The organism is Micromonospora sp. NPDC048887 (genome assembly GCF_040649715.1).
Taxonomy (GTDB): domain Bacteria; phylum Actinomycetota; class Actinomycetes; order Mycobacteriales; family Micromonosporaceae; genus Micromonospora.
Map to the genome: position 1 here is coordinate 60,882 of NZ_JBEZGA010000009.1, position 20,961 is coordinate 81,842.

General features: G+C 72.3%; 23 protein-coding genes. 12 read left to right on the forward strand and 11 right to left on the reverse strand.

The window, feature by feature from the left end; all coding sequences use genetic code 11:
* Positions 1–6: 6 nt before the first annotated feature.
* Entirely contained in the window at positions 7–1,263 is a 1,257-nt protein-coding gene (locus tag AB0C17_RS15950) for a histidine kinase (protein WP_357387403.1), read from the forward strand.
* A 98-nt stretch (positions 1,264–1,361) separates the two neighbouring features.
* Positions 1,362–2,069, forward strand: a complete 708-nt coding sequence (locus tag AB0C17_RS15955; protein ID WP_357387401.1) for a response regulator transcription factor — start codon at positions 1,362–1,364, stop codon at positions 2,067–2,069.
* A gap of 42 nt (positions 2,070–2,111) precedes the next feature.
* Here the strand turns inward: AB0C17_RS15955 and AB0C17_RS15960 are convergent, their stop codons facing one another.
* The 4 genes from AB0C17_RS15960 to pdxY all read right to left on the reverse strand — a co-directional run bounded on the left by AB0C17_RS15960 (position 2,112) and on the right by pdxY (position 6,338).
* The gene (locus AB0C17_RS15960) at positions 2,112–4,487 is read right to left on the reverse strand and encodes an excinuclease ABC subunit UvrA (RefSeq protein WP_357387399.1); all 2,376 of its coding nucleotides are present in this window, start codon (positions 4,485–4,487) and stop codon (positions 2,112–2,114) included.
* 23 nt (positions 4,488–4,510) lie between these two features.
* A complete protein-coding gene (locus tag AB0C17_RS15965) occupies positions 4,511–4,924 on the reverse strand; it encodes a VOC family protein (RefSeq protein ID WP_357387397.1) in 414 nt (137 codons plus the stop codon).
* A 10-nt stretch (positions 4,925–4,934) separates the two neighbouring features.
* A complete protein-coding gene (locus AB0C17_RS15970) occupies positions 4,935–5,387 on the reverse strand; it encodes a helix-turn-helix transcriptional regulator (RefSeq protein WP_357387396.1) in 453 nt (150 codons plus the stop codon).
* A 99-nt stretch (positions 5,388–5,486) separates the two neighbouring features.
* Positions 5,487–6,338, reverse strand: coding sequence for a pyridoxal kinase PdxY (pdxY, locus tag AB0C17_RS15975; protein WP_357387394.1), 852 nt, complete (start codon positions 6,336–6,338; stop codon positions 5,487–5,489).
* A gap of 179 nt (positions 6,339–6,517) precedes the next feature.
* On the opposite strand from pdxY, the gene AB0C17_RS15980 reads away from it, so the two are divergent.
* Both AB0C17_RS15980 and AB0C17_RS15985 read left to right on the forward strand, forming a co-directional pair.
* Complete coding sequence (locus tag AB0C17_RS15980) at positions 6,518–7,927, forward strand: OFA family MFS transporter (protein ID WP_357387392.1); 1,410 nt, start codon at positions 6,518–6,520, stop codon at positions 7,925–7,927.
* Positions 7,924–8,049, forward strand: a complete 126-nt coding sequence (locus AB0C17_RS15985; protein WP_357387390.1) for a hypothetical protein — start codon at positions 7,924–7,926, stop codon at positions 8,047–8,049. The genes AB0C17_RS15980 and AB0C17_RS15985 overlap by 4 nt, the downstream gene beginning before the upstream one ends.
* Before the next feature lie 48 nt (positions 8,050–8,097).
* Here the strand turns inward: AB0C17_RS15985 and AB0C17_RS15990 are convergent, their stop codons facing one another.
* On the reverse strand, positions 8,098–8,826 hold the full coding sequence (locus AB0C17_RS15990; RefSeq protein WP_357387388.1) for an SDR family oxidoreductase: 729 nt from the start codon (positions 8,824–8,826) through the stop codon (positions 8,098–8,100).
* A gap of 74 nt (positions 8,827–8,900) precedes the next feature.
* On the opposite strand from AB0C17_RS15990, the gene AB0C17_RS15995 reads away from it, so the two are divergent.
* The gene (locus AB0C17_RS15995) at positions 8,901–9,734 is read left to right on the forward strand and encodes a patatin-like phospholipase family protein (protein WP_357387386.1); all 834 of its coding nucleotides are present in this window, start codon (positions 8,901–8,903) and stop codon (positions 9,732–9,734) included.
* Positions 9,735–9,740: 6 nt separating this feature from the next.
* Here AB0C17_RS15995 and AB0C17_RS16000 read toward each other — a convergent pair whose 3' ends face one another.
* Both AB0C17_RS16000 and AB0C17_RS16005 read right to left on the reverse strand, forming a co-directional pair.
* On the reverse strand, positions 9,741–10,964 hold the full coding sequence (locus AB0C17_RS16000) for a DUF6596 domain-containing protein (RefSeq protein WP_357387384.1): 1,224 nt from the start codon (positions 10,962–10,964) through the stop codon (positions 9,741–9,743).
* A gap of 19 nt (positions 10,965–10,983) precedes the next feature.
* Complete coding sequence (locus AB0C17_RS16005) at positions 10,984–11,376, reverse strand: YciI family protein (RefSeq protein ID WP_262015747.1); 393 nt, start codon at positions 11,374–11,376, stop codon at positions 10,984–10,986.
* Between the two features lie 90 nt (positions 11,377–11,466).
* Here AB0C17_RS16005 and AB0C17_RS16010 point away from each other — a divergent pair, with 90 nt between their 5' ends.
* A complete protein-coding gene (locus AB0C17_RS16010) occupies positions 11,467–11,931 on the forward strand; it encodes a peroxiredoxin (RefSeq protein WP_256487405.1) in 465 nt (154 codons plus the stop codon).
* Positions 11,932–11,996: 65 nt separating this feature from the next.
* Positions 11,997–12,683 carry a hypothetical protein gene (locus tag AB0C17_RS16015; protein WP_357387382.1) on the forward strand — a complete coding sequence of 229 codons (687 nt, stop codon included), beginning with the start codon at positions 11,997–11,999 and terminating at the stop codon, positions 12,681–12,683.
* A 70-nt stretch (positions 12,684–12,753) separates the two neighbouring features.
* Here AB0C17_RS16015 and cydB read toward each other — a convergent pair whose 3' ends face one another.
* Both cydB and AB0C17_RS16025 read right to left on the reverse strand, forming a co-directional pair.
* The gene (cydB, locus tag AB0C17_RS16020; RefSeq protein WP_357387380.1) at positions 12,754–13,752 is read right to left on the reverse strand and encodes a cytochrome d ubiquinol oxidase subunit II; all 999 of its coding nucleotides are present in this window, start codon (positions 13,750–13,752) and stop codon (positions 12,754–12,756) included.
* Between the two features lie 17 nt (positions 13,753–13,769).
* The gene (locus tag AB0C17_RS16025; RefSeq protein WP_357387378.1) at positions 13,770–15,179 is read right to left on the reverse strand and encodes a cytochrome ubiquinol oxidase subunit I; all 1,410 of its coding nucleotides are present in this window, start codon (positions 15,177–15,179) and stop codon (positions 13,770–13,772) included.
* Positions 15,180–15,471: 292 nt separating this feature from the next.
* Between AB0C17_RS16025 and AB0C17_RS16030 the strand changes: the two genes are divergently transcribed.
* Together AB0C17_RS16030 and AB0C17_RS16035 are read left to right on the forward strand one after the other, a co-directional pair.
* A complete protein-coding gene (locus AB0C17_RS16030) occupies positions 15,472–16,242 on the forward strand; it encodes a lysophospholipid acyltransferase family protein (protein ID WP_357387376.1) in 771 nt (256 codons plus the stop codon).
* A gap of 62 nt (positions 16,243–16,304) precedes the next feature.
* A complete protein-coding gene (locus tag AB0C17_RS16035) occupies positions 16,305–16,955 on the forward strand; it encodes an NAD(P)H-dependent oxidoreductase (protein WP_357387374.1) in 651 nt (216 codons plus the stop codon).
* 130 nt (positions 16,956–17,085) lie between these two features.
* On the opposite strand, the gene AB0C17_RS16040 is transcribed toward AB0C17_RS16035, so the two are convergent.
* A complete protein-coding gene (locus AB0C17_RS16040; RefSeq protein WP_357479093.1) occupies positions 17,086–17,454 on the reverse strand; it encodes a DUF4180 domain-containing protein in 369 nt (122 codons plus the stop codon).
* Positions 17,447–17,899 carry a helix-turn-helix domain-containing protein gene (locus AB0C17_RS16045; protein WP_357479096.1) on the reverse strand — a complete coding sequence of 151 codons (453 nt, stop codon included), beginning with the start codon at positions 17,897–17,899 and terminating at the stop codon, positions 17,447–17,449. Before AB0C17_RS16045 ends, AB0C17_RS16040 begins: the two co-directional genes overlap by 8 nt.
* A gap of 88 nt (positions 17,900–17,987) precedes the next feature.
* Here AB0C17_RS16045 and AB0C17_RS16050 point away from each other — a divergent pair, with 88 nt between their 5' ends.
* From AB0C17_RS16050 to AB0C17_RS16060, 3 genes are all read left to right on the forward strand, one after another.
* The gene (locus AB0C17_RS16050; RefSeq protein WP_357387368.1) at positions 17,988–18,755 is read left to right on the forward strand and encodes a glycerophosphodiester phosphodiesterase family protein; all 768 of its coding nucleotides are present in this window, start codon (positions 17,988–17,990) and stop codon (positions 18,753–18,755) included.
* Between the two features lie 20 nt (positions 18,756–18,775).
* Positions 18,776–20,173 carry an MFS transporter gene (locus tag AB0C17_RS16055; RefSeq protein WP_357387367.1) on the forward strand — a complete coding sequence of 466 codons (1,398 nt, stop codon included), beginning with the start codon at positions 18,776–18,778 and terminating at the stop codon, positions 20,171–20,173.
* A 110-nt stretch (positions 20,174–20,283) separates the two neighbouring features.
* Positions 20,284–20,958 carry a thymidine kinase gene (locus tag AB0C17_RS16060; RefSeq protein WP_357387485.1) on the forward strand — a complete coding sequence of 225 codons (675 nt, stop codon included), beginning with the start codon at positions 20,284–20,286 and terminating at the stop codon, positions 20,956–20,958.
* Positions 20,959–20,961 lie beyond the last annotated feature (3 nt).

A 20,961-nucleotide genomic window follows, 5' to 3' on the forward strand; every position in this document is an offset into this window, starting at 1 on the left:
CCGCCGATGACCTCGGTGGCCGGTGCGGTGGCGCCGTCCGACCCGGCGCGGGCGGCGAGATGGTGGCGTCACGATCTTCTGCTGCTGCCGGTGCTGGGCCTGCTCGACCTGTTCACCGCGTCGTCCGTGGTGATCCAGAGCGAGCCGGTCGGCCCGGCCCGGCAGTGGTTGCAGGTGCTCGCCGCGGTGCTGTCGGTCGGTGCCCTGTGGTGGCGGGTCCGCGCGCCGGTCGCGGTGTTCGCCTTCGAGTGCGTGCACGGCGTGGCGATGTGGTTCCTGCTGCACGACTACCGGCCGTGGGTGGGCCTGATCGTGGCCCTGTACACGGTGGCGGCGTTGCGGCCGCTCGTGGTGTCGGCGGTGGCGTACGCGGCGGCGTGCGCCCGGAGCCTGCTCAGCGCGTTCGACTCGTTCCGGGTGGAACCGAACCCGGGCGCGCGGGCCGGTGAGTTCGTGGTGACCGCGCTGATGTTCGCGCTCATCTACGCGGCCGCGTGGACGGCCGGGTCGGTGGTGCGGCGGCACCGGCGGCGGGTGGCCCAGCTGGAACGGGAGCGGCGGGTGGCGCGGGCGGAGGCGGTGGCGTTGGAGCGTCGCCGGATCGCCGCGGAACTGCACGACGTGGTGTCCCATTCGGTGACGGTGATGGTGTTGCAGGCCGCCGGGGCGGCGCGGATCAGCGCGTCCGACCCGGAGCGGACGCGGGAGGCGTTGCTGCACATCCAGCAGGCCGGGCAGCAGGCGATGGCGGAGTTGCGGCGGCTGCTGGAGGTCATGCGGGCCGAGTCGGGCCCGGCGGACGGTGAGCCCGGCCCGCAGCCGCGGCTGGACGACATCGAGGTGCTGCTGACGTCGATGCGGTGTGCGGGGCTGACAGTGACCATGTCGGTGTCCGGCAGCCCGAGCCCGCTGGATCCGAGTATCGAGCTGGCGGCGTACCGGACGGTGCAGGAGAGCCTGACGAACACGCTCAAGCACGTCGGTCGGCGGGCCTGCGCGACTGTTCATTTCGGGTGGCGGGAGCGGGTGCTGTTGCTGCGCGTCGACGACGACGGCACGGGCCGGGAGCCGGGCTCGGCGGCGGGACTGTCCACCGGCAACGGGCTGGCCAGCCTCGCCGAGCGGCTGGAGCGCGTCGGCGGCCGCCTGGTCGCCGGGCCGCGTCCGGAGGGCGGGTTCCGGGTGAGCGCGACGCTGCCGGTCGCGCAGCGCGGCGACCTGGTGGCGGCGTCGGGTGACGGCGGGGCACCGGTTGTCGGGTGAACGCGTGTCCGCTGTGCGACATCCGGCTGGCCGGCGGCGCCGACGTCGATGATCATGTGGTGGGGCCACTGTCACGGCCGCCGACGACGGGAGCCTTCATGATCCGGGTGCTGCTCGCGGACGACCAGCCGCTCGTACGGGCGGGGCTCGCGATGCTGCTCACCAACGAACCTGACATCGAGGTCGTCGCCGAGGCCGACGACGGGGCGCAGGCCGTCGAGGTCAGTCGCCGGTTGCGCCCGGACGTGGTGCTGATGGACGTGCGGATGCCCGGCACCGACGGGCTGGCCGCGACCCGGTTGATGGCGGACGAGCAGCTCATCGACGATTCGGAGCGGCCGGTACGGATCATCATGCTGACCACGTACCACGTGGACGAGGCGGTGCACGCCGCGTTGCGGGCGGGCGCCTCCGGTTTCGTGCTCAAGGACGCCGCGCCCGCCGAGCTGGTGTCGGCGATCCGGGCGGTCGCCGCCGGGGAGGCGTGGCTGGATCCGGCGGTGGCCCGGCGGCTGCTCGACGACCTCGCCGCCCGGCCCGACCCGGGACTGCCCACCCCGGTGCAGATGCGCCGGCTCACCCCGCGGGAGCGGGAGGTGCTGGTGCTGATGGCGTACGGGATGTCGAACCGGGAGATCGCCGAGCATCTCGTGCTCGGCGACGCGACGGTCAAGACGCACGTCAGCCGGGTCCTGACGAAACTGGGGCTGCGGGACCGGACGCACGCGGTGGTGGCCGCGTACCAGTGCGGCCTGGTGGAACCCGGCACCGCGCCGCCGGCCCGGATGGCCGGCCTGTCCCGCTGAGACCCGCGGCGCGGCCGGGGGCCTCAGCGGGCGCGGCGGCGCTCAGGCGCGGACGTAGTCGGCGAGGTGTTCGCCGGTGAGCGTGGACCGGGCGGCGACGAGATCCGCAGGGGTGCCCTCGTAGACGATCCGGCCGCCGTCGTGTCCGGCGCCGGGGCCGAGGTCGATGATCCAGTCGGCGTGCGCCATGACCGCCTGGTGGTGTTCGATCACGATGACGGACTTGCCGGCGTCGACGAGCCGGTCGAGCAGGCCGAGCAGCTGGGCGACGTCGGCCAGGTGCAGGCCGGTGGTGGGTTCGTCGAGGACGTACACGCCGCCCTTGTCCCCCATCCGGGTGGCGAGCTTGAGGCGTTGCCGCTCCCCGCCGGACAGCGTCGTCAGGGGCTGACCGAGCGTGAGGTAGCCGAGGCCGACGTCGGCGAGCCGGTCGAGGATGGTGTGGGCGGCCGGGGTGCGGGCGTCGCCGTCGCTGAAGAACGTCTCGGCCTCGTCGACGGACATGGCGAGGACCTCGCTGATGTCGCGGCCGGCGAGGTGGTAGTCGAGCACGGCGGGCTGGAAGCGTTTGCCTTCGCAGTCCTCGCAGGTGCTGGCGACGCCGGCCATCATGCCGAGGTCGGTGTAGATGACGCCGGCGCCGTTGCAGGTCGGGCAGGCGCCTTCGGAGTTGGCGCTGAACAGGGCGGGTTTGACGCCGTTGGCCTTGGCGAAGGCCTTGCGGATCGGGTCGAGCAGGCCGGTGTAGGTGGCCGGGTTGCTGCGGCGGGAGCCGCGGATGGCGGTCTGGTCGACGCTGATGACGTCGTCGCGTTTGGCCAGTGAGCCGTGGATGAGGCTGCTCTTGCCGGAGCCGGCGACGCCGGTGACCACGACCAGGACGCCGAGGGGGATGTCGACGTCGACGTCGCGCAGGTTGTGGGTGCGGGCGCCGCGGATCGGCAGGGCGCCGGTGGGCGTACGCACGGCGGTCTTGAGGGTGGCGCGGTCGTCGAGGTGGCGGCCGGTGGTGGTGTCGCTGGCGCGCAGGCCGGCGACGGTGCCTTCGTAGCAGATGGTGCCGCCGTGGGTGCCGGCGCCGGGGCCGAGGTCGACGACGTGGTCGGCGATGGCGATGGTCTCGGGTTTGTGTTCGACGACGAGGACGGTGTTGCCCTTGTCGCGCAGTTGCAGCAGGAGGTTGTTCATGCGGGCGATGTCGTGGGGGTGCAGGCCGATGGTGGGTTCGTCGAAGACGTAGGTGACGTCGGTGAGGGACGAGCCGAGGTGGCGGATCATCTTGGTGCGCTGGGCCTCGCCGCCGGAGAGGGTGCCGGCGGGGCGGTCGAGGCTGAGGTAGCCGAGGCCGATCTCGACGAAGGAGTCGAGGGTGTCCCCCAGTGCCTTGAGCAGTGGGCCGACGGAGGGTTCGCGCAGGTCGCGTATCCAGGTGGCGAGGTCGCTGATCTGCATGGCGCAGGCGTCGGCGATGTTGATGCCGTTGATCTTCGAGGAGCGGGCTTCGGGGGCCAGGCGGGTGCCGTCGCAGTCGGGGCAGGTGGTGAACGTGATGGCGCGTTCGACGAAGGCGCGGATGTGGGGCTGCATGGCGTCGACGTCCTTGGCGAGCATCGACTTGCTGATGGCGGGGATGAGGCCGGTGTAGGTGACGTTGATGCCGTCGACCTTGATCTTGGTGGGTTCCTTGTGGAGCAGGTCGTCGAGTTCGCGCTTGGTGTAGTCGCGGATGGGCTTGTCGGGGTCGAACAGGCCGCTTGCGCGGAAGATGCGGCCGTACCAGCCGTCCATGCTGTAGCCGGGGATCGTGATGGCGCCCTCGTTGAGGGAGAGCTTCTCGTCGTAGAGGACGGTGAGGTCGAAGTCGGTGACGGCGCCGCGGCCCTCGCAGCGGGGGCACATGCCGCCGAGGCGGTTGAAGGTGCCCTTCTTGGTCTGGGTCTTGCCGGGGCCGCGGTCGACGGTGATGGCGCCGGCGGCGCGTACGGAGGGGACGTTGAACGAGTAGGCGTTGGGCGGGCCGATGTGGGGGTCGCCGAGGCGGCTGAACAGGATGCGCAGCATGGCGTTGACGTCGGTGGCGGTGCCGACGGTGGAGCGGGGGTCGGCGCCCATGCGTTCCTGGTCGACGATGATGGCGGTGGTGAGGCCTTCGAGGACGTCGACCTCGGGGCGGGACAGGGTGGGCATGAAGCCCTGGACGAAGGCGCTGTAGGTCTCGTTGATGAGGCGTTGGGACTCGGCGGCGATGGTGCCGAAGACCAGTGAGCTCTTGCCGGAGCCGGAGACGCCGGTGAAGACGGTGAGGCGGCGTTTGGGTAGTTCGACGTCGACGTTGCGCAGGTTGTTCTCGCGGGCGCCGTGGACGCGGATGATGTCGTGGCTGTCGGCGCGGTGCAGGCCGGTGGTGGCCTCGCTCATGGTCTCTCCGTCCGTGGTGTGGGTCAGCGCCGTTCGTTGATGCGGATGAGGTTGCCGGTGGGGTCGCGGAAGGCGCAGTCGCGTACACCGTAGGGCTGTTCGGTGGGTTCCTGGACGACGTCGGCGCCGCTTGCCGCGAGCCTGTCGAACAGGCCGTCGAGGTCGTCGGTGGCGAGGGTGAGCGCGCCGTAGCTGCCCTTGGCGATGAGTTCGAGGATGGTGCGGCGTTCGTCGTCGTTGATGCCGGGGTCGGCGGCGGGTGGGTGCAGGACGATGCCGGTCTCGGGCTGTTCGGGTGGGCCGACGGTGAGCCAGCGCATGGTGTCGCCGCGGCCGACGTCGTTGCGGAGTTCGAAGCCGAGGGTGTCGCGGTAGAACGCGATGGCGGCGTCGGCGTCGGTGTGCGGCAGGAACGCGTAGTGAATGGTGATCGTCATGGTGGTCACGCTAGTGCTGCCGGCCGGTGCGGGCTTCTCGATTCCTGACCGGTCGGGTGGCTTGTTTGGTCAGGCACGGGGGCGGTTCGGCGGTGTCGGGGGCGTGGCGGGCGCGGTAGGCGCTGGGTGGTTCGCCGACGAGTTCGGTGAAGCGGGTGCTGAAGGTGCCCAGGGACTGGCAGCCGACGGCGAAGCAGACATCGGTGACGCTGAGGTCGCCGCGGCGCAGCAGCGCCATGGCGCGTTCGATGCGGCGGGTCATGAGGTACGCGTACGGGGACTCGCCGTAGGTCTGACGGAACTGGCGGCTGAGGTGTCCGGCGGACATGTGCTCACCGCGGGCGAGGGCTTCGACGTCGAGGGGTTGCGCGTATTCGCGGTCGATGCGGTCGCGGACGCGGCGCAGCCGGGTCAGGTCGCGGAGGCGTTGGGCGAACGCGGGGTCGTCGGTGACCGGGGGCACCCGTGCATCTTCGCTGTTCGGCGGCGGTGTCGTCCACCTGTTCGAGCGGCGAGTCGCCGCCCGGGCGCACCTGTCGCACAGGTGCGCCCGGGCGGGCGGTCAGCGCAGCCGGCGGGCGGTGAAACGGGTGGGCGGGTCGGCGATGGCGTCCTGGGTGGCGACGATCTGCAGTTCGCGGGTGCCGGCTTCGAGGGTGGCCTCGAGTACGGCGTAGATCGAGTTGGTGGTGTGTTCCAGGGCGGTCCGGGGTGAGCCGGTGGTGGCGAGGTGGGCGAGGTAGAGGGCGGCGGTGACGTCGCCGCCGCCGTTGGGGGTGATCGGCAGCAGCGGGGTGGTGACGGCCCAGGCGCCGTCGTCGGAGACGGCGACGACCTCCAGGTGGCCGGCGGGCAGGTCGCCGTGCAGGACGCTGGTGACCAGGACGTGCCGGGGGCCGGTGGCGCGGACGGCGTCGACGGCGGCGAGCAGGTCGTCGAGGGTGTCGGTGGTGCGGCCGGCGAGGAATTCCAGTTCGAACTGGTTGGGGGTGACGATGTCGGCGCGGGGGACGACGGTGTCGCGGAGGTATTCGGGGATGCCGGGGCGGACGAACATGCCGCGGCCGACGTCGCCCATGACCGGGTCGCAGCAGTAGAGGGCGGCCGGGTTGGCGGCCTTGACGCGGGCGACGGCGTCGAGGATGACGGCGCCGACGGCGGGGTCGCCCTGGTAGCCGGAGAGCACGGCGTCGGCGGTGCCGAGCACGCCGCGGTCCTCGATGCCGGCGATGACGTCGGCGACGTCGGTGGGCGCGAGCAGGGGGCCGCGCCAGGCGCCGTAGCCGGTGTGGTTGGAGAAGTGCACGGTCAGGACCGGCCAGACCTCGTGCCGGAGGCGTTGCAGGGGGAACACGGCGGCGGAGTTGCCGACGTGGCCGTAGGCGACCGACGACTGGATGGACAGGATCTTCACCCGGTCATCGTCGCATCTCCGCTGGTGGTGACGGTTGGTGGTGGGATGATGACCGGGTGGCTGCGGCGGCGACCGTTCGGCTCAGTGTTCCGACCGTCCGGCGCTCGGCGGGTTTGGGCGCGGCGTGCGGTGGGGGCATGAACCGAGGGGTTCTCGCCATCTGGACGGAGGAAGCAACGATGCTTTCCGCACTCGATCGTCGGCACACCGTCGCGCCGCCGGGGTACAGCCGCTGGCTGATCCCTCCGGCGGCGCTGGCGATCCATTTGTGCATCGGGCAGGTCTACGCGACGAGCGTGTACAAGAACTCCCTGATCGCGCACTTCGACACGGGGCAGACGGCGATCGGGGTGATCTTCAGTATCGCGATCGTGATGCTGGGGTTGTCGGCCGCGGTGGCCGGCACGTGGGTGGAGGCGAACGGCCCGCGTAAGGCGATGTTCGTCTCGGCGTGTTTCTGGGCGGCGGGCTTCCTGGTCGGGGCGCTGGGCATCGCGACCGGCCAGCTGTGGTTGCTGTATCTGGGGTACGGGGTGCTGGGCGGGATCGGTCTGGGGATCGGGTACATCTCCCCCGTCTCCACGTTGATCAAGTGGTTTCCGGACCGGCCGGGTCTGGCGACCGGGTTGGCGATCATGGGGTTCGGTGGTGGGGCGATGGTGGCCTCTCCCCTGTCCCGCCAGTTGCTGTCGCTCTACGACTCGGGCTACGACCCGTCGGACAGCGGTTCCACGGCGTCGGGGTCGGCGCTGGTGTGGCTGTTCGTGACGCTCGGCCTCGGCTATTTCGTGATCATGATGTTCGGGGTGTTCAACGTTCGGGTGCCGGCGCCGGGCTGGCGGCCGGCCGGGTTCGACCCGGCGCAGGTGGCGGAGAAGCCGCTGGTGACGACCGCGAACGTGTCGGCGGCGAACGCGCTGAGGACGCGGTCGTTCTGGCTGCTGTGGGTGGTGCTGTTCTGCAACGTGACGGCGGGCATCGGGATCCTGGAGCAGGCCAGCCCGATGATCCAGGACTTCTTCCGGGACAACGGGACGTCGGCGGTGTCGGTGGCGGCGGCCGGCGGGTTCGTGGGGCTGCTGTCGCTGTTCAACATGGCGGGCCGGTTCGTGTGGTCGTCCACGTCGGACGTGATCGGCCGCAAGCCGATCTACGTGCTGTACCTGGGCGTGGGCACGGTGCTGTATCTGCTGCTGGCACTGTTCGGGCAGACCGCGACAGCGTTGTTCGTGCTGCTGGCCTGCGTGATCCTGTCGTTCTACGGCGGCGGTTTCGCGACGATGCCGGCGTACCTGCGGGACCTGTTCGGCACGTTCGAGGTGGGTGCGATCCACGGCCGGCTGCTGACCGCGTGGTCGGCGGCGGGTGTGGCCGGGCCGCTGATCGTCAACGGGTTCCTCGACGCGCAGGGCGAGCCGGGCACGTTGACCGCGGCGGCGTACCGGCCGGCGTTGTTCACGATGGTCGGCGTGCTGGTCGTGGGTCTGGTGGCGAACCTTCTGGTGCGGCCGGTGCCGGAGCGCTACCACGAGCCGGCGTCCGGGCGGGACGGGACAGCACCGGGTGCGACGGAGAGGAGCGGATCGTGAACGAGCGGACCGGTGGCGGGCAGGGAGCCCGTCTGGTGGTGTCGTGGCTGCTGGTGTCGGCGCTGCTGGGCTACGGGGTGGTGCAGACGGCGATCACGGCGGCGAAGCTGTTCACCGAGTAGCACAGGCGAGAAGGCGGCCCGGGGGGATGTCCCCGGGCCGCCGCCGGGTCAGAGACCGCCGCCGACGCGCAGCACCGCGCCCGTGGTGTACGAGGCGTCCGCGCCGAGCAGGTACGCGATCGCGCCGGCCACCTCCTCGGGTTCCCCGGCACGGCCCATCGGGATCCGGCCGGCGGCGCTGTCGGGGCGGTCGGGCACGCCGGAGCGGGCGTGGATGGTGGTACGGATGATGCCGGGGGCGACGGCGTTGACCCGGATGCCGCGCGGCGCGAGTTCCTTGGCCAGCCCGACGGTGAGGGTGTCGGTGGCGGCCTTGACGGCGGCGTAGTGGACGTACTCGCCGGGTGAGCCGAGGGTGGCGGCCACCGAGGAGACGTTGACGATTGCGCCGCCGCTGGTGAGCCGCCGGGCGGCCTGCTGGGCGCACAGCACGTACCCGATGAGGTTGACGTCGACGACCTCGCGCAGGTCGGTGACGCGCAGGTCGGTGAACGGGCCGATCGGGCTGGTGACGCCGGCGTTGTTGACCAGGCCGGTGAGCGGGCCGAGCCGGTCGGCGGCGTCGAAGATGAGGCGTACCTGGTCGGGGTCGGTGGTGTCGGCGGCGACGGTGACCGCGCGGCGGCCGGCGGCGCGCACGTCGGCGGCCACCGTCTCGGCGGCGGTGTGGTCGGTGCGGTAGCCGATGACCAGGTCGTGGCCGTCGGCGGCGAGCCGGCGGGCGGTGGCCGCGCCGATGCCGCGCCCTCCCCCGGTGACGATGGTGACGGAGCTCAATTCCTCTCCCCTACCTGGTGGTGAGGGCCGACGTTACCGTGGGCGGGACCATCCGGGGTGGAGAGGACTGTCACATGGGGCGCGCGTTGGTGCTGGGTGGCGGCGGGGTGACAGGGGTGGCCTGGGAGCTGGGCCTGCTGGCCGGGCTCGCCGGGCACGGCCTGCGGCTGGACGAGGCGGACCTGGTGGTGGGCACGTCGGCCGGGTCGGTGGTCGGGGCGCAGGTGCGCTCGGGTACGCCGCTGACGGAGCTGTACGAGGCGCAGTTGCGGCCGCCGCGCGACGAGGTGCCGGCCCGGCTCGGCGCCGGTGTGCTGTTGCGCTGGGCGTGGGCCGGTGGGCGGGGCCGCGACGCCGCGCGGGCCCGGGCGCGGATCGGCGCGATGGCGTTGTCGGCGCGTACCCCGTCGGAGCAGTCGCGGCGGGCGGTGATCGCGGCGCGGCTGCCGTCGCCGGACTGGCCGGCGGCGCGGCTGCTGGTCACCGCCGTGGACGCGGCGTCGGGTGAGTTCGTGGTGTTCGACGCCGACAGCGGGGTGTCGCTCGTGGACGCGGTCGGCGCCAGCTGCGCGGTGCCGGGGGTGTGGCCGCCGGTGACCGTCGACGGCCGGCGGTACGTCGACGGCGGGGTGCGGTCGCCGGTGAACGCGGATCTGGCGGCCGGGTGCGGGCAGGTGGTGGTGCTGGCGCCGACGCGTGCGGCGGTGGGGCCGATGCCGCGGCCGGCGGCGCAGGTCGCGGCGTTGCGGGAGGCGGGGGCGCGGGTGGCGGTGGTGTCGCCGGACCGGACGGCGCGCACGGCGATCGGCCGTAACGTGCTGGATCCGGCGCGGCGGGCGGCGTCGGCGCGGGCCGGGTTCGCCCAGGCCGACACGGTGGCCGCCGAGGTGGCCGGGGTGTGGCGGTGACCGCGATCAGGAGTCGCTGGTCAGGCGGGCCAGCCGCCGGTTGAGGTAGCGCTGTTCGGGCAGGCTGCCGGTGAGGCGGGCGGCCAGCCGGTAGTGCTCGGCGGCGGCCCGCGGATCGCCGTGGAGTTCCAGCAGGTGGGCGCGGACGGCGTGCAGCCGGTGGTGGTCGCGCGTCGCCGGGTCGGCGAGCAGCGGGTCGAGCAGCGCCAGTCCGATGGCGGGGCCGTGCGCCATGGCCACGGCGACGGCCTGGTTGAGGGTGACGAACGGGCTGGGAGCGACCCGGCTCAGCATGTCGTAGAGGACGCTGATCTGCAGCCAGTCGGTTTCCGGGAAGGCCGGCGCCTCGGCGTGCACGGCGGCGATGGCCGCCTGGAGCTGGTAGCGGCCCACCGGGCCGTGCGGCAGGGCCCGGTCGAGCAGCGTTACTCCCTCGTCGATGAGGTCGCGACGCCAGCGGGTGCGGTCCTGCTCGGCGAGCGGCACGAGGTCACCGGCGGCGTCGGTGCGGGCGGGTGAGCGGGCGTGGGTGAGCAGCATCAGCGCCAGCGCGCCGGCGGCCTCGTGGTGGCCGGGTAGCGCCGCGTGGACCTGCCGGGTGAGCCGGATCGCCTCCTCGGCGAGCTCCACGTCGACGAGCTGGTCACCGGAGGTGCGGGTGTAGCCCTCGCTGAACACCAGGTGGCACACGTCCAGCACGGCGGCCACCCGGTCGGGCAGCGCGTCCGGCGGCGGCATGGTGAACCGGGCGCCGGCCTCGCGCAGGGTCGTGCGGGCGCGGCTCAGCCGCTGCGTCATGGTCCGGGCCGGCACCAGGTAGGCCGCGGCGATCTGCTCCACGCGCAGTCCCGCCACCGCGCGCAGGGTCAGCGCGACCTGGGAGGGGCGGCTCAGTGCCGGGTGGCAGCACAGGAACAGCAGCCGCAGCGTGTCGTCGGCGCCGGTCACGGGCGTGTCGTCGTCGACGGGCGGTACCACGCCGGCGCCGGGTTGCCGGGCCGCGTCGAGCCGCTCGCGGCGGGTCCGGGCCGCCTCGGCGCGCATCCGGTCGATCAGCCGCCGGGAGGCGACCTGGATGAGCCAGGCCCGCGGTTCGTCGGGCACACCGGTGAGCGGCCAGCGAGCGGCGGCCGCCTCCGCCGCGTCCTGCAGGGCGTCCTCGCAGGCGTCGGGGTGCCCGTAGCGGCGCAGCAGCGCGGCGCGGACGTGCGGCGCTTCCCGGCGCCACACGTCCGCGAGGGGCGCGGCGTCACTGATCGGAGCCGCCCGGCCACATCAGGGGCCGCAGCTCGACCGTCTCGCCCGGGCCGGCGAACTTCGCGGCGACGGCCTCCGCGCGGGCCTGGTCCTCGACGTCGACGAGGAAGAAACCGGCGAGGTGTTCCTTGGCCTCCGAGTACGGGCCGTCGGTGGCCAGGGGTGCGCCGTCGCGCCACCGGTAGAGCCGTGCGGTGCCGGGGTCGGCGAGCGCCTCCCCCATGACCAGCTCACCGTTGGCGTGCAGCTCGGTCATCACCTGCTCGAAGTCGGCGTTGAGCTGTTCGCGTACCTCGGCGGGCAGCTCCTGGTGGGCGGCGAGGTATTCGGAGGTGGGGTGGCCCCACGGCTCCGGGTTGGAGTGGATCATGATCACGTACTTCACTGGCTGTCCTTCGCGTCGTGCGGCGGTGTCTCCCCGCCGCTCGCCCGGTACGACGGAGCGGGATCGCCGATGTCTACATATCCTCGCGTCATGAGTGACGCGGTGGGTGTCGGTGACCTGGTCGAGGATTTCACGCTGCCGGACGAGACGGGTACGCCACGGCGCCTGTCGGAGTTCCTGGCCGCCGGTCCGGTGGTGCTGTTCTTCTACCCGGCGGCGATGACGCGGGGCTGCACGGCGGAGAGCTGCCACTTCCGGGACCTGGCGGCGGAGTTCGCGGCGGTGGGCGCGCAACGGGTGGGGATCAGCCGGGATCCGGTGCAGCGGCAGGCGGAGTTCTCCCGCCGGCACGGGCTCGGCTATCCGCTGCTGTCCGACGCCGACGGCGAGGTGGCGCGGGCGTTCGGGGTGCGGCGGCGGCTGCCGCTGGGCGCGCTGAGCACCCGGCGGATGACGTTCGTGATCGGCACGGACCGGCGGGTGCTCGCCGTGGTGCACAGCGAGCTGAGCATGAACGAGCACGCCGACGCGGCGCTGCGCGCCCTCGGGGGCTGATCATCGCGGTGTCGCAGCCGGCTGGTATCAAGGCTGCGTCAAACAGGTGTACGGAAGAGGGCGTGATGGCGGGTCAGGGTTTGTCCACTGACGAGGTTCAGGGAATCCGGGAGGCCCTTGCGGCGGGCCGCAAGCCCCGGGTGGTGTTCACCGAGGCGGCCGGGCAGATGGCCGGGCAGCTCGGGCAGGTGGTGGAGCTGACCGACCCGGCGGCGTCGGAGGAGTTCGTGGTGGTTCGGTTCGGCCGCGACGAGCTGCCGTTCTCCCCCGCCGACGTGGCGATCGCCCCCAAGGGCGCCGGGCGGCGTCCGGCCACGGAGGCGAAGCCGGAGCCGGAGCAGCCGCCGGCCGCGCCGGAGCCTGCGTTCGTGCTGGACACGCCGCGGGTGCCGGCGCCGCGGCGGGAGGAGACGAAGACCGAGGCGCCGCCGGCGGAGCCGAAGCCGGCGAAGCGGGCGGTGAAGGCCGCGAAGCCGAAGACGCCGCCGGGGCTGACCGTGACGCTGGCCTACGCCGAGGGCGAGTGGACGGTGGCCGCGCAGCAGGGCACGAAGGCGCTGGCCCGGCCGTACGTGGTGAAGCCGGCCGAGGCGCTGCGGATGGTGGCGCTTGTCGACGTGCCCGGCGTGCAGGAGGCGGTGGAGCAGATCCTGGCCGCCGAGCGGGCCGAGGCCGAGCAGCAGGCGGAGAAGCTGCGCGCCGAGCTGGCCGAGATCGAGGCGCGGCTGGCGGAGCTGCGCGAGGCGCGCTGACCCTTGGACGCCCCGCGGGGCCGGTGCGACCCCCTCGCACCGGCCCCGCGCCCCTGCGCCCACAGGTCGATCAGTGTTGCGGGATGTTCTGTACCCCGATCCGGCGGCGGAACACCCAGTACGTCCAACCCTGGTACGCCAGCACGATCGGCGTGAACACCACTGCCACCCACGTCATGATCTTCAGGGTGTACGGGGTGGACGCGGCGTTGGTGGCGGTGAGCGTGCCGGCCGCGTCGAGGGTGGACGGCATCACGTTCGGGAACAGCGCGGCGAACAGCGTCGCCACGGCCAGCGCGATCGCCACGGCGGTGCCGGTGAACGCCCAGCCCTCCCGGCGTACCTTGGCCGCGGCCAGACCGCCGAGCAGGGCGAGGGCGGCACCGACGGCGAGCACGACGGCGGCGGCGCTGGAGCGGATGCTCAGCGACCAGCTCAGGAACGCCACGGCGGCCACGGCGGTGCCGACGCCGAGCTTGACGGCGAGGGCGCCGGCGCGCTCCCGGATGTCACCGGTGGTCTTGAGCGCCAGGAACACCGCGCCGTGGGTGAGGAACAGCCCCAGCGTGGTCAGGCCGCCGAGCAGCGCGTACGGGTTGAGCAGGTCGAACAGACCGCCGACGTACTCGTGGTCGGCGTCCAGGGGCACGCCGCGGAAGATGTTGGCGAACGCCACGCCCCACAGCACGGCCGGGATCGCCGAGCCCCAGAAGATGGCCTGGTCCCAGCGGCGCTTCCAGGACGCCTCGGGCCGCTTGTGGCGGTACTCGAAGGCGACGCCGCGGGCGATCAGGGCCAGCAGAATGAGCAGCAGCGGCAGGTAGAAGCCGGAGAACAGGGTGGCGTACCACTCGGGGAAGGCGGCGAACATGGCGCCGCCGGCGGTGATCAGCCACACCTCGTTGCCGTCCCAGACCGGGCCGATGGTGTTGATCAGGACGCGGCGCTGCCTGTCGTCGCGGCCGAGCACCGGCAGCAGCATCCCGACGCCGAAGTCGAAGCCTTCGAGGATGAAGTAGCCGGTGAAGAGCACTGCTACGAGGAGAAACCAGACGGTCGTCAGTTCCACGGTTGGGCTCCGGGGTGTCAGTAGGCGAACGCCAGCGGGCGCTCGGCGTCGTCGGTGTCGTCGTCGGTCTGCGGGGTGACGTCCGGGACGCCGGCGCGGGCGTAGCGGACCAGCAGCTTGAACTCGACCACCGCGAGGACGGCGTAGATGAGGGTGAACGCGGTGAAGGAGGTGAGGACCTCGGTCAGGGAGACGCTGCGGGACACGCCGTCGCGGGTGAGCATCTCGCCGAAGACGATCCACGGCTGGCGGCCCATCTCGGTGAAGATCCAGCCGAAGGAGTTGGCGAGCAGCGGCAGCACGGGCATGACCAGGCCGGCGCGCAGCAGCCACTTGCTGGTGGGGGTGCGGCCCTTGCGCTGGCTCCAGAGCACCAGCAGCGCGATCGCGGCGGCGGCCAGCCCGAAGCCGATCATGAAGCGGAAGCTCCAGTAGGTGACCGGGATGATCGGGGCGTAGTTGCCGGGGCCGTACTGGCTGGCGTACTGGGCCTGGAGGTCGTTGATGCCCTGCACGGTGCCGTTGGGGTCGCCGGTGCCGAGGAACGACAGCAGGTACGGGATCTTGATGGCGAACAGCTCGCGGCTGCCGTCGAGGCTGCCGACGGTGAGCACGGAGAACGAGGCGGGGCTCTCGGTGGTGTAGAGGCCCTCGGCGGCGGCCATCTTCATCGGCTGCACCTCGGTCATGATCTTGCCCTGGATGTCGCCGGTGAGGATGACGAGCGCCGAGGAGACCAGGACGACCCAGGAGCCGAGCTTGGTGGCGAAGCGGTACGCGCCGGTGTCGGCGCTGTCGCGGTTGCGCATCACGTGCCACAGGCCGACGGTGACCATCAGCGACCCGGCGACCAGGAACGCACCGGCCAGGGTGTGCGGGAAGGTGATCAGGGCGACCTTGTTGGTGAGCACGGCGACGAAGTCGGTCAGCTCGGCGCGGCCGCTCTCGGGGTTGATCCGGAAGCCGACCGGGTTCTGCATGAACGAGTTGGCGGCGAGGATGAAGTACGCCGACAGGTTGGTGCCGATCGCGGCGGCCCAGATCGAGGCCAGGTGCAGGCGCTTGGGCAGCCGGTCCCAGCCGAAGATCCACAGACCGATGAACGTGGATTCGAGGAAGAACGCGACCAGGGCCTCGATGGCCAGCGGCGCACCGAAGATGTCGCCGACGAAGCGGGAGTAGTCGCTCCAGTTCATGCCGAACTGGAACTCCTGCACGATGCCGGTGACCACACCCATCGCGAAGTTGATCAGAAACAGTTTGCCGTAGAACTTGGTGAGTTTGAGGTACCGCTCGTTGCCGGTGCGGTGCCACATGGTCTGGAGGATCGCCACCAGCACGGACAGGCCGATGGTCAACGGCACGAACAAGAAGTGGTAGACGGTGGTGACACCGAACTGCCAGCGGGCGACGTCCAACGCGTCCACCTGAAAACCCCCAGCTGCGCATACTACGAGACGTAGTAGATACTACTCGTCGTCGTAGGGAGACCAGCAGGGCCGCAGGGCCCCACCCGGCCCGGGACCAATGACCCTGATCACCCTTGCCGGAGGACCTGCGGTCCCGGGCTCACCCTTGCCGGAGGACCTGCGGTCCCGGGCTCACCCTTGCCGGAGGACCTGCGGTCCCGGGCTCACCCTTGCCGGAGGACCCTGCGGTCCCCGGATCACCGTGCCCGGGTGCCGGGATCGCCCTGGCTCGTGCGACCATCCAGCGTTGATGAACAGCACCCCCTGGCGCGCGCCGCTGCTGTGGCGGGCCGCGCAGACGCTCGCCTGCGCCGCCGTCAGGCTGGTCGGCCGGCTGGAGGTCACCGGCGACGTGCCCGACGCGCTGCGCCACGGCCCGCTGGTCCTGGCCGCCAACCACATCAGCCCGTTCGACCCGGTGGTCCTCGCCGCCGCCTGCCGGGTCCGGCGGGTCGCGCCCCGGATCATGGCCACCGGCGGGCTGTTCCGCACCCCGGTGATCGGGGCGCTGATGCGCCACGCCGGGCACATCCGCGTCGACCGGGGCACCGCGGCGGTGCACCGGTCACTGGAGGTCGCCGCCGAGGCGGTGGCCGGCGGCTCGGTGGTGCTGGTCTACCCGGAGGGGCGCATCGGGCTCGACCCCGGCATGTGGCCCGAGCGGGGAAAGACCGGCGCCGCCCGGCTCGCCTTCGCCGGCGGCGCCGCTGTGGTGCCGGTCGCCCAGTGGGGCTCGCACGAGGTGCTGCCCTACCGGGCGCCCAAGGGGATGCTGCGCGCGGTCGCCCGGGCGATCGTCCGCCGGCCCGCCATCAGGGTGCACTTCGGCGCCCCGGTGCCGCTGGACGACCTGCGCTCCGGCTCCCCCGGCGCGGCCCGGCAGGCCACCGACCGGATCATCGACGCGATCACCGACGACCTGGTGGCGCTGCGCCCCGACGAGCCGGACCTGCCACGCCACGTCGACCCGGGGCGGCCCGTCGAGACCACCCGCGCCCACCGCCGCCACCGCGCCGGCTGAGGCATCCCGGCCCCGGTGGCGGGTATCAAGTCCCGCACTCTTTGGGCGGAGAGGACCTGGTCATGACCACTGTCCGAGCACTCGTACTCAACTGCACCCTGAAGCGTTCCCCGGCGACGTCCAGTTCACAGGTGCTCGGCCAGGAGGTGCTCGACGCGCTGGCCGATCAGGGCGTCGACGGCGAGATCGTCCGGGTGGTCGACCACGACGTGCGCTTCGGGGTCTCCGTCGACGAGGGCGACGGAGACGGCTGGCCCGACATCCGTGCCAAGCTGCTCGCCGCCCAGATCCTGATCATCGCCACGCCGATCTGGCTCGGTCAGCCCTCGTCGGTGACCAAGATGGTCCTCGAACGGTTGGACGCCGAGCTGTCCGAGACCGACGAGCAGGGCCGCCTGCGCACCTACGGCAAGGTCGGCGGGGTGGCCGTGGTCGGCAACGAGGACGGCGCGCACCACACCATCGCCGAGGTGCAGCAGGCCCTCAACGAGGTGGGGTTCACCTGCCCGGCCGCCGGGGCCACCTACTGGGTCGGGGAAGCGCTGCACAAGACCGACTACATCGACGCCCGCCCCAAACCCGACACGACCGGCCGCACCACCGCCGCGCTGGCGCTCAACAGCGCCCACCTGGCCCGGCTGCTCGCGGAACAGCCGTACCCGCCACCTGGATCCCGTGACGCAGGCACCGGCACCAGCAGCCACCCGGGCTGACCCGGCACACCCCAACCCCGACCTCGGCCCGCTCCCGCCCGTCGACCTTGCAGTTGGTGCCCCGGCAAACCCGGCGAAACACCCCTGACGAGGGCCGCAAGTGCAAGATCGGCGAGGTGGGGCGGGTGGGTCAGGTGGTGTTGCGCAGCCGCTCTTCGAGCGCGTCCAGGTCCGGCACGAACCACACCTGGTCGTGCCGGTTCGACTCGGCCACCAGCGCGCGCAACGCGCCGCTGCGCTCCAGGTGGGCGGAGATGTCACCGACGACGGCAAGGCGCAGCCGGTAGTTGACGAACTTCTGCATCACCTCACCGGCGAAGCGGGTGCCGAGGGTGAAGAAGGCGGGGTCGAGCCGGCCGGCCGGCACCGCGACCACTGTCGCGCCGAGGAACGCCGCGCCGATCAGGTCCAGCGCGTCGCGCTCGGTGGCGATCGGCGGGCCGTCCGGGTCGCAGACCAGCACCTGCTCGCCGGCGCGCTCCTGCATCAGGTCAGTCATGGTCGCGCTCCCCGCCGCCGAGCAGGCCGTTGCCGCCGTCGAGCACCCCGTCGAGCAGGCGCAGCAGGTCGGCGGTGGCGGTGAGGTCGCCCAGGATCATGATGGTCATGCGGTGCCGCTCCTCGTCGTGGACCGTCTGCACGCGCAGCGGACGGTCCGGGTCGTGGTGGGTGTTCACGCCGGCCAGCACCAGCGTGGCGAGCCGGTCGGCGGCGGTCCGGTCGACGCCGTCGAGGCGGACGACGCTGGACACCTCCGCTCCCGGCGCCGAGGCGGCCGGGGCAGGCCGGCCGGTCAGCGCGTCCAGGTCCGCGCGGGCGATCCGGTACTGCTTACCGATCCGGGTGGCCCGCAGCCGCCCGGATCGGATGTAGCCGCGCACGGTGCGCACGTGCAGGCCGAGCAGGTCCGCGACCTGCTCCACCGAGTACATGTCGTTACTCATCGCACCCTATGTTAATCGAGTTAGGGAACGATAGGGAATTTCATCGCCCGGCCATCTGCGGGCCACCCCGGGCGGGCATACTGCCCGCGTGCAGCCCCGTCACGGCTACCTCGACGCGCCCGCGCCGCTGGCGTTCGCCCACCGCGGCGGCGCGGCCGACGGCGACGAGAACACCACCGCCGCGTTCGCCCGTGCCGTCGCCCTCGGCTACCGGTACGTGGAGACCGACGTGCACGCCACCGCCGACGGCGTGTCAGTGGTCTTCCACGACCCGACGCTGCGCCGCGTCACCGGCGAACAGGGCCGCATCGCGGACCTGCGCTGGGCCGACCTGTCCTCGGTGCGCGTCGGCGGGGCCGCCCTGGTGCCCCGCCTGGACGAGGTGCTCGACGCCTGGCCGCAGGTGCGGTTCAACATCGACGTGAAGGCCGACGGGGGCGTGGAACCCACTGTCGCCACCGTCACCCGGGTCGGCGCGGGCGGCCGGGTGCTGCTCGCCTCGTTCAGCGACGCCCGGCTGGCCCGGCTGCGGGCGCTGGCCGGGCCGGAGGTCGCCACCAGCCTCGGCATGCGCGGGGTGGCCCGGGTGCGGCTGGCCTCGCTGCACGGGCGGCCCCTGCGGCTGCCCCCGTCCGTGGTGGCCGCGCAGGTGCCGGTCTCCTTCGGGCGGCTGCCGGTGGTCGACAGGCGGTTCCTCGCGTACTGCCACCGGATCGGGTTGCAGGTGCACGCCTGGACGATCGACGAACCTGCCCAGATGCACCACTTACTTGATCTTGGTGTGGATGGCATCATGACCGATCACGTCAGCGTGCTCCGTGACGTCTACCGCAGTCGCGGCCACTGGGCCGCCTGACCCCCCGAGGACGACCCCCGATGGCCGATACGGTCACCCCCGCCGTCGCCGACCCCGCCGGACCGGGCAGCACCCGCCGCGAGCGCACCGGCTGGTACTTCTACGACTGGGCGAACTCCGCGTTCCAGACCACAGTCATCACGGTCTTCCTCGGGCCGTTCCTCACCACAGTCACCGAGCTGGCCGCCGGCTGCGAACTGGGCGCGGACAGCTGCGACGGCGCGGTGTACCCGCTGGGCATCAAGGTCGCCGCCGGCTCGTTCTACCCGTACCTGATCTCGCTGTCGGTCTTCCTCACCGTGTTCGTGCTGCCGGTGGTCGGCGCGATCGCCGACCGGTCGGCGCACAAGAAGCGGCTGCTCGCCGCCGCGGCGTTCACCGGCGCCGGCGCGACCATCGCGTTCGCGTTCGTCACCGGCGAGCGCTACCTGCTCGGCGGCGCGCTGTTCCTGATCGCGAACATCTCCTTCGGCGCCGCCGTGGTCGTCTACAACTCGTTCCTGCCGCAACTGGGCGGCCCGGACGAGCGCGACGGCATCTCCAGCCGCGGCTGGGCCATCGGTTACCTCGGCGGCGGGCTGCTGCTCGCGCTGAACCTGGTCGCCGTCACCATGCTCAGCGAGGAGGGCAACGCCCAGCGCACGCTGGACCTGGCCCGCTGGTCGATCGTGTCGGCCGGCGTGTGGTGGGCCGCGTTCACCCTGGTCCCGCTGCGCTGGCTGCGCGAGCACCCGACCGAGGCGGCCCGCCGGGGCGGCAGCGGTGTCAACGTGCTCACCGACGGGTTCCGGCAGCTCGGGCGCACCCTGCGGGAGATCAAGACGTACCCGCTGACGCTGTACTTCCTGCTCGCGTTCCTGGTCTTCAACGACGGCATCCAGACCGTCATCACCCTGGCCAGCCAGTACGGCACCGAGGAGCTGCGGCTGGAGCAGAGCACCCTGATCGTGACCATCCTGCTGGTGCAGTTCCTCGCCTTCGGCGGCGCGCTGGCCCTCGGCGCGCTCGCCAAGCGCATCGGCGCCTGGAAGACCGTGCTGCTGTCGCTGGTGCTCTGGACCGGTGTGATCATCGCCGCGTTCCGGCTTCCCGCCGAGGCGCCCGTACCGTTCATGATCCTCGGCGGCTGCATCGGCCTGGTGCTCGGCGGCAGCCAGGCCCTGAGCCGGTCGTTGTTCAGCCAGCTCATCCCGGCCGGCAAGGAGGGCGAGTACTACGGCTTCTACGAGATCAGCGACAAGGGCACCAGCTGGCTCGGCCCGCTGGCGTTCGGCCTGGTCTTCCAGCTGACCTCGTCGTACCGGGTGGGTCTGGTGTCGCTGCTGATCTTCTTCGTGGTCGGTTTCGCGCTGCTGGCCGCCGTGCCGATGCGCCGGGCCATCATCGCCGCCGGCAACACCCCGCCCCGGGTGCTCTGACCCGCCGTGCCCCGGCGGGTGGATCATCGCGGGCCTGATCGGGCGTCGTCGATCGGCTAGGCTGCCCCGACGTGACCGACGACGCCGCCCCGACCTGCCTGGCCCGCCCCCTGCCGGGGCCCGGTGACGACCGAGCCGCCGGCTGCGCCGCCGCGCGCGGCGTCGACGGCCGGCCGCTGCACGCCGCCGCGCTGAAGTTCTTCTGGGGGCCGATGGACTGCGGCAAGTCCACCATGGCGTTGCAGATGAACCACAACCACGCCCGGCAGGGCCGCCGCGGCCTGGTCACCACCCGCATCGACCGCTCGCTGGGCCCGCAGGTCACCACCCGCATCGGCCTGGCCCACGAGGCCGTCGAGGTCACCGACGACCTCGACCTGCGCGTCCTGGTCCGCGACGCGTGGGCCGAGGGGGTACGGGTGGACTACCTGATCTGCGACGAGGCGTCGTTCTACAACCTCGAACACATCGAGCAGATGGCCGAGCTGGTCGACCGGTTCGACGTCGACGTCTACGCGTTCGGCCTGGCCACCGACTTCCGCTCCTGCCTGTTCCCGGCCGCGCAGCGGCTGTTCGAGCTGGCCGACGAGGTGGCCCGCATCCAGGTCGAGGTGCTCTGCTGGTGCGGCCGGGAAGGGCTGCTCAACGCCCGCGTGGTGGACGGCCGGGTGGTCCGCGAGGGCGCGCAGGTGGTCATCGGCGACACCGTCGACACCGCCGACGTGCGTTACCAGGTGCTCTGCCGCCGCCACTACCGCGCAGGCGACCTCGGCCCGCGCGCCTGAGCA

Coding starts and splice junctions, on each gene's coding strand:
- AB0C17_RS16010 (WP_256487405.1), top strand. CDS start 11,467: ATGAGTGACGCGGTGGGTGTCGGTGACCTGGTCGAGGATTTCACGCTG.
- AB0C17_RS15960 (WP_357387399.1), bottom strand. CDS start 4,487: ATGAGCGAGGCCACCACCGGCCTGCACCGCGCCGACAGCCACGACATC.
- AB0C17_RS15995 (WP_357387386.1), top strand. CDS start 8,901: ATGGGGCGCGCGTTGGTGCTGGGTGGCGGCGGGGTGACAGGGGTGGCC.
- AB0C17_RS16055 (WP_357387367.1), top strand. CDS start 18,776: ATGGCCGATACGGTCACCCCCGCCGTCGCCGACCCCGCCGGACCGGGC.
- AB0C17_RS15955 (WP_357387401.1), top strand. CDS start 1,362: ATGATCCGGGTGCTGCTCGCGGACGACCAGCCGCTCGTACGGGCGGGG.
- AB0C17_RS15980 (WP_357387392.1), top strand. CDS start 6,518: ATGCTTTCCGCACTCGATCGTCGGCACACCGTCGCGCCGCCGGGGTAC.
- AB0C17_RS15950 (WP_357387403.1), top strand. CDS start 7: ATGACCTCGGTGGCCGGTGCGGTGGCGCCGTCCGACCCGGCGCGGGCG.
- AB0C17_RS16015 (WP_357387382.1), top strand. CDS start 11,997: ATGGCGGGTCAGGGTTTGTCCACTGACGAGGTTCAGGGAATCCGGGAG.
- AB0C17_RS15965 (WP_357387397.1), bottom strand. CDS start 4,924: ATGACGATCACCATTCACTACGCGTTCCTGCCGCACACCGACGCCGAC.
- AB0C17_RS16040 (WP_357479093.1), bottom strand. CDS start 17,454: ATGACTGACCTGATGCAGGAGCGCGCCGGCGAGCAGGTGCTGGTCTGC.
- AB0C17_RS16045 (WP_357479096.1), bottom strand. CDS start 17,899: ATGAGTAACGACATGTACTCGGTGGAGCAGGTCGCGGACCTGCTCGGC.
- AB0C17_RS16035 (WP_357387374.1), top strand. CDS start 16,305: ATGACCACTGTCCGAGCACTCGTACTCAACTGCACCCTGAAGCGTTCC.
- AB0C17_RS16030 (WP_357387376.1), top strand. CDS start 15,472: ATGAACAGCACCCCCTGGCGCGCGCCGCTGCTGTGGCGGGCCGCGCAG.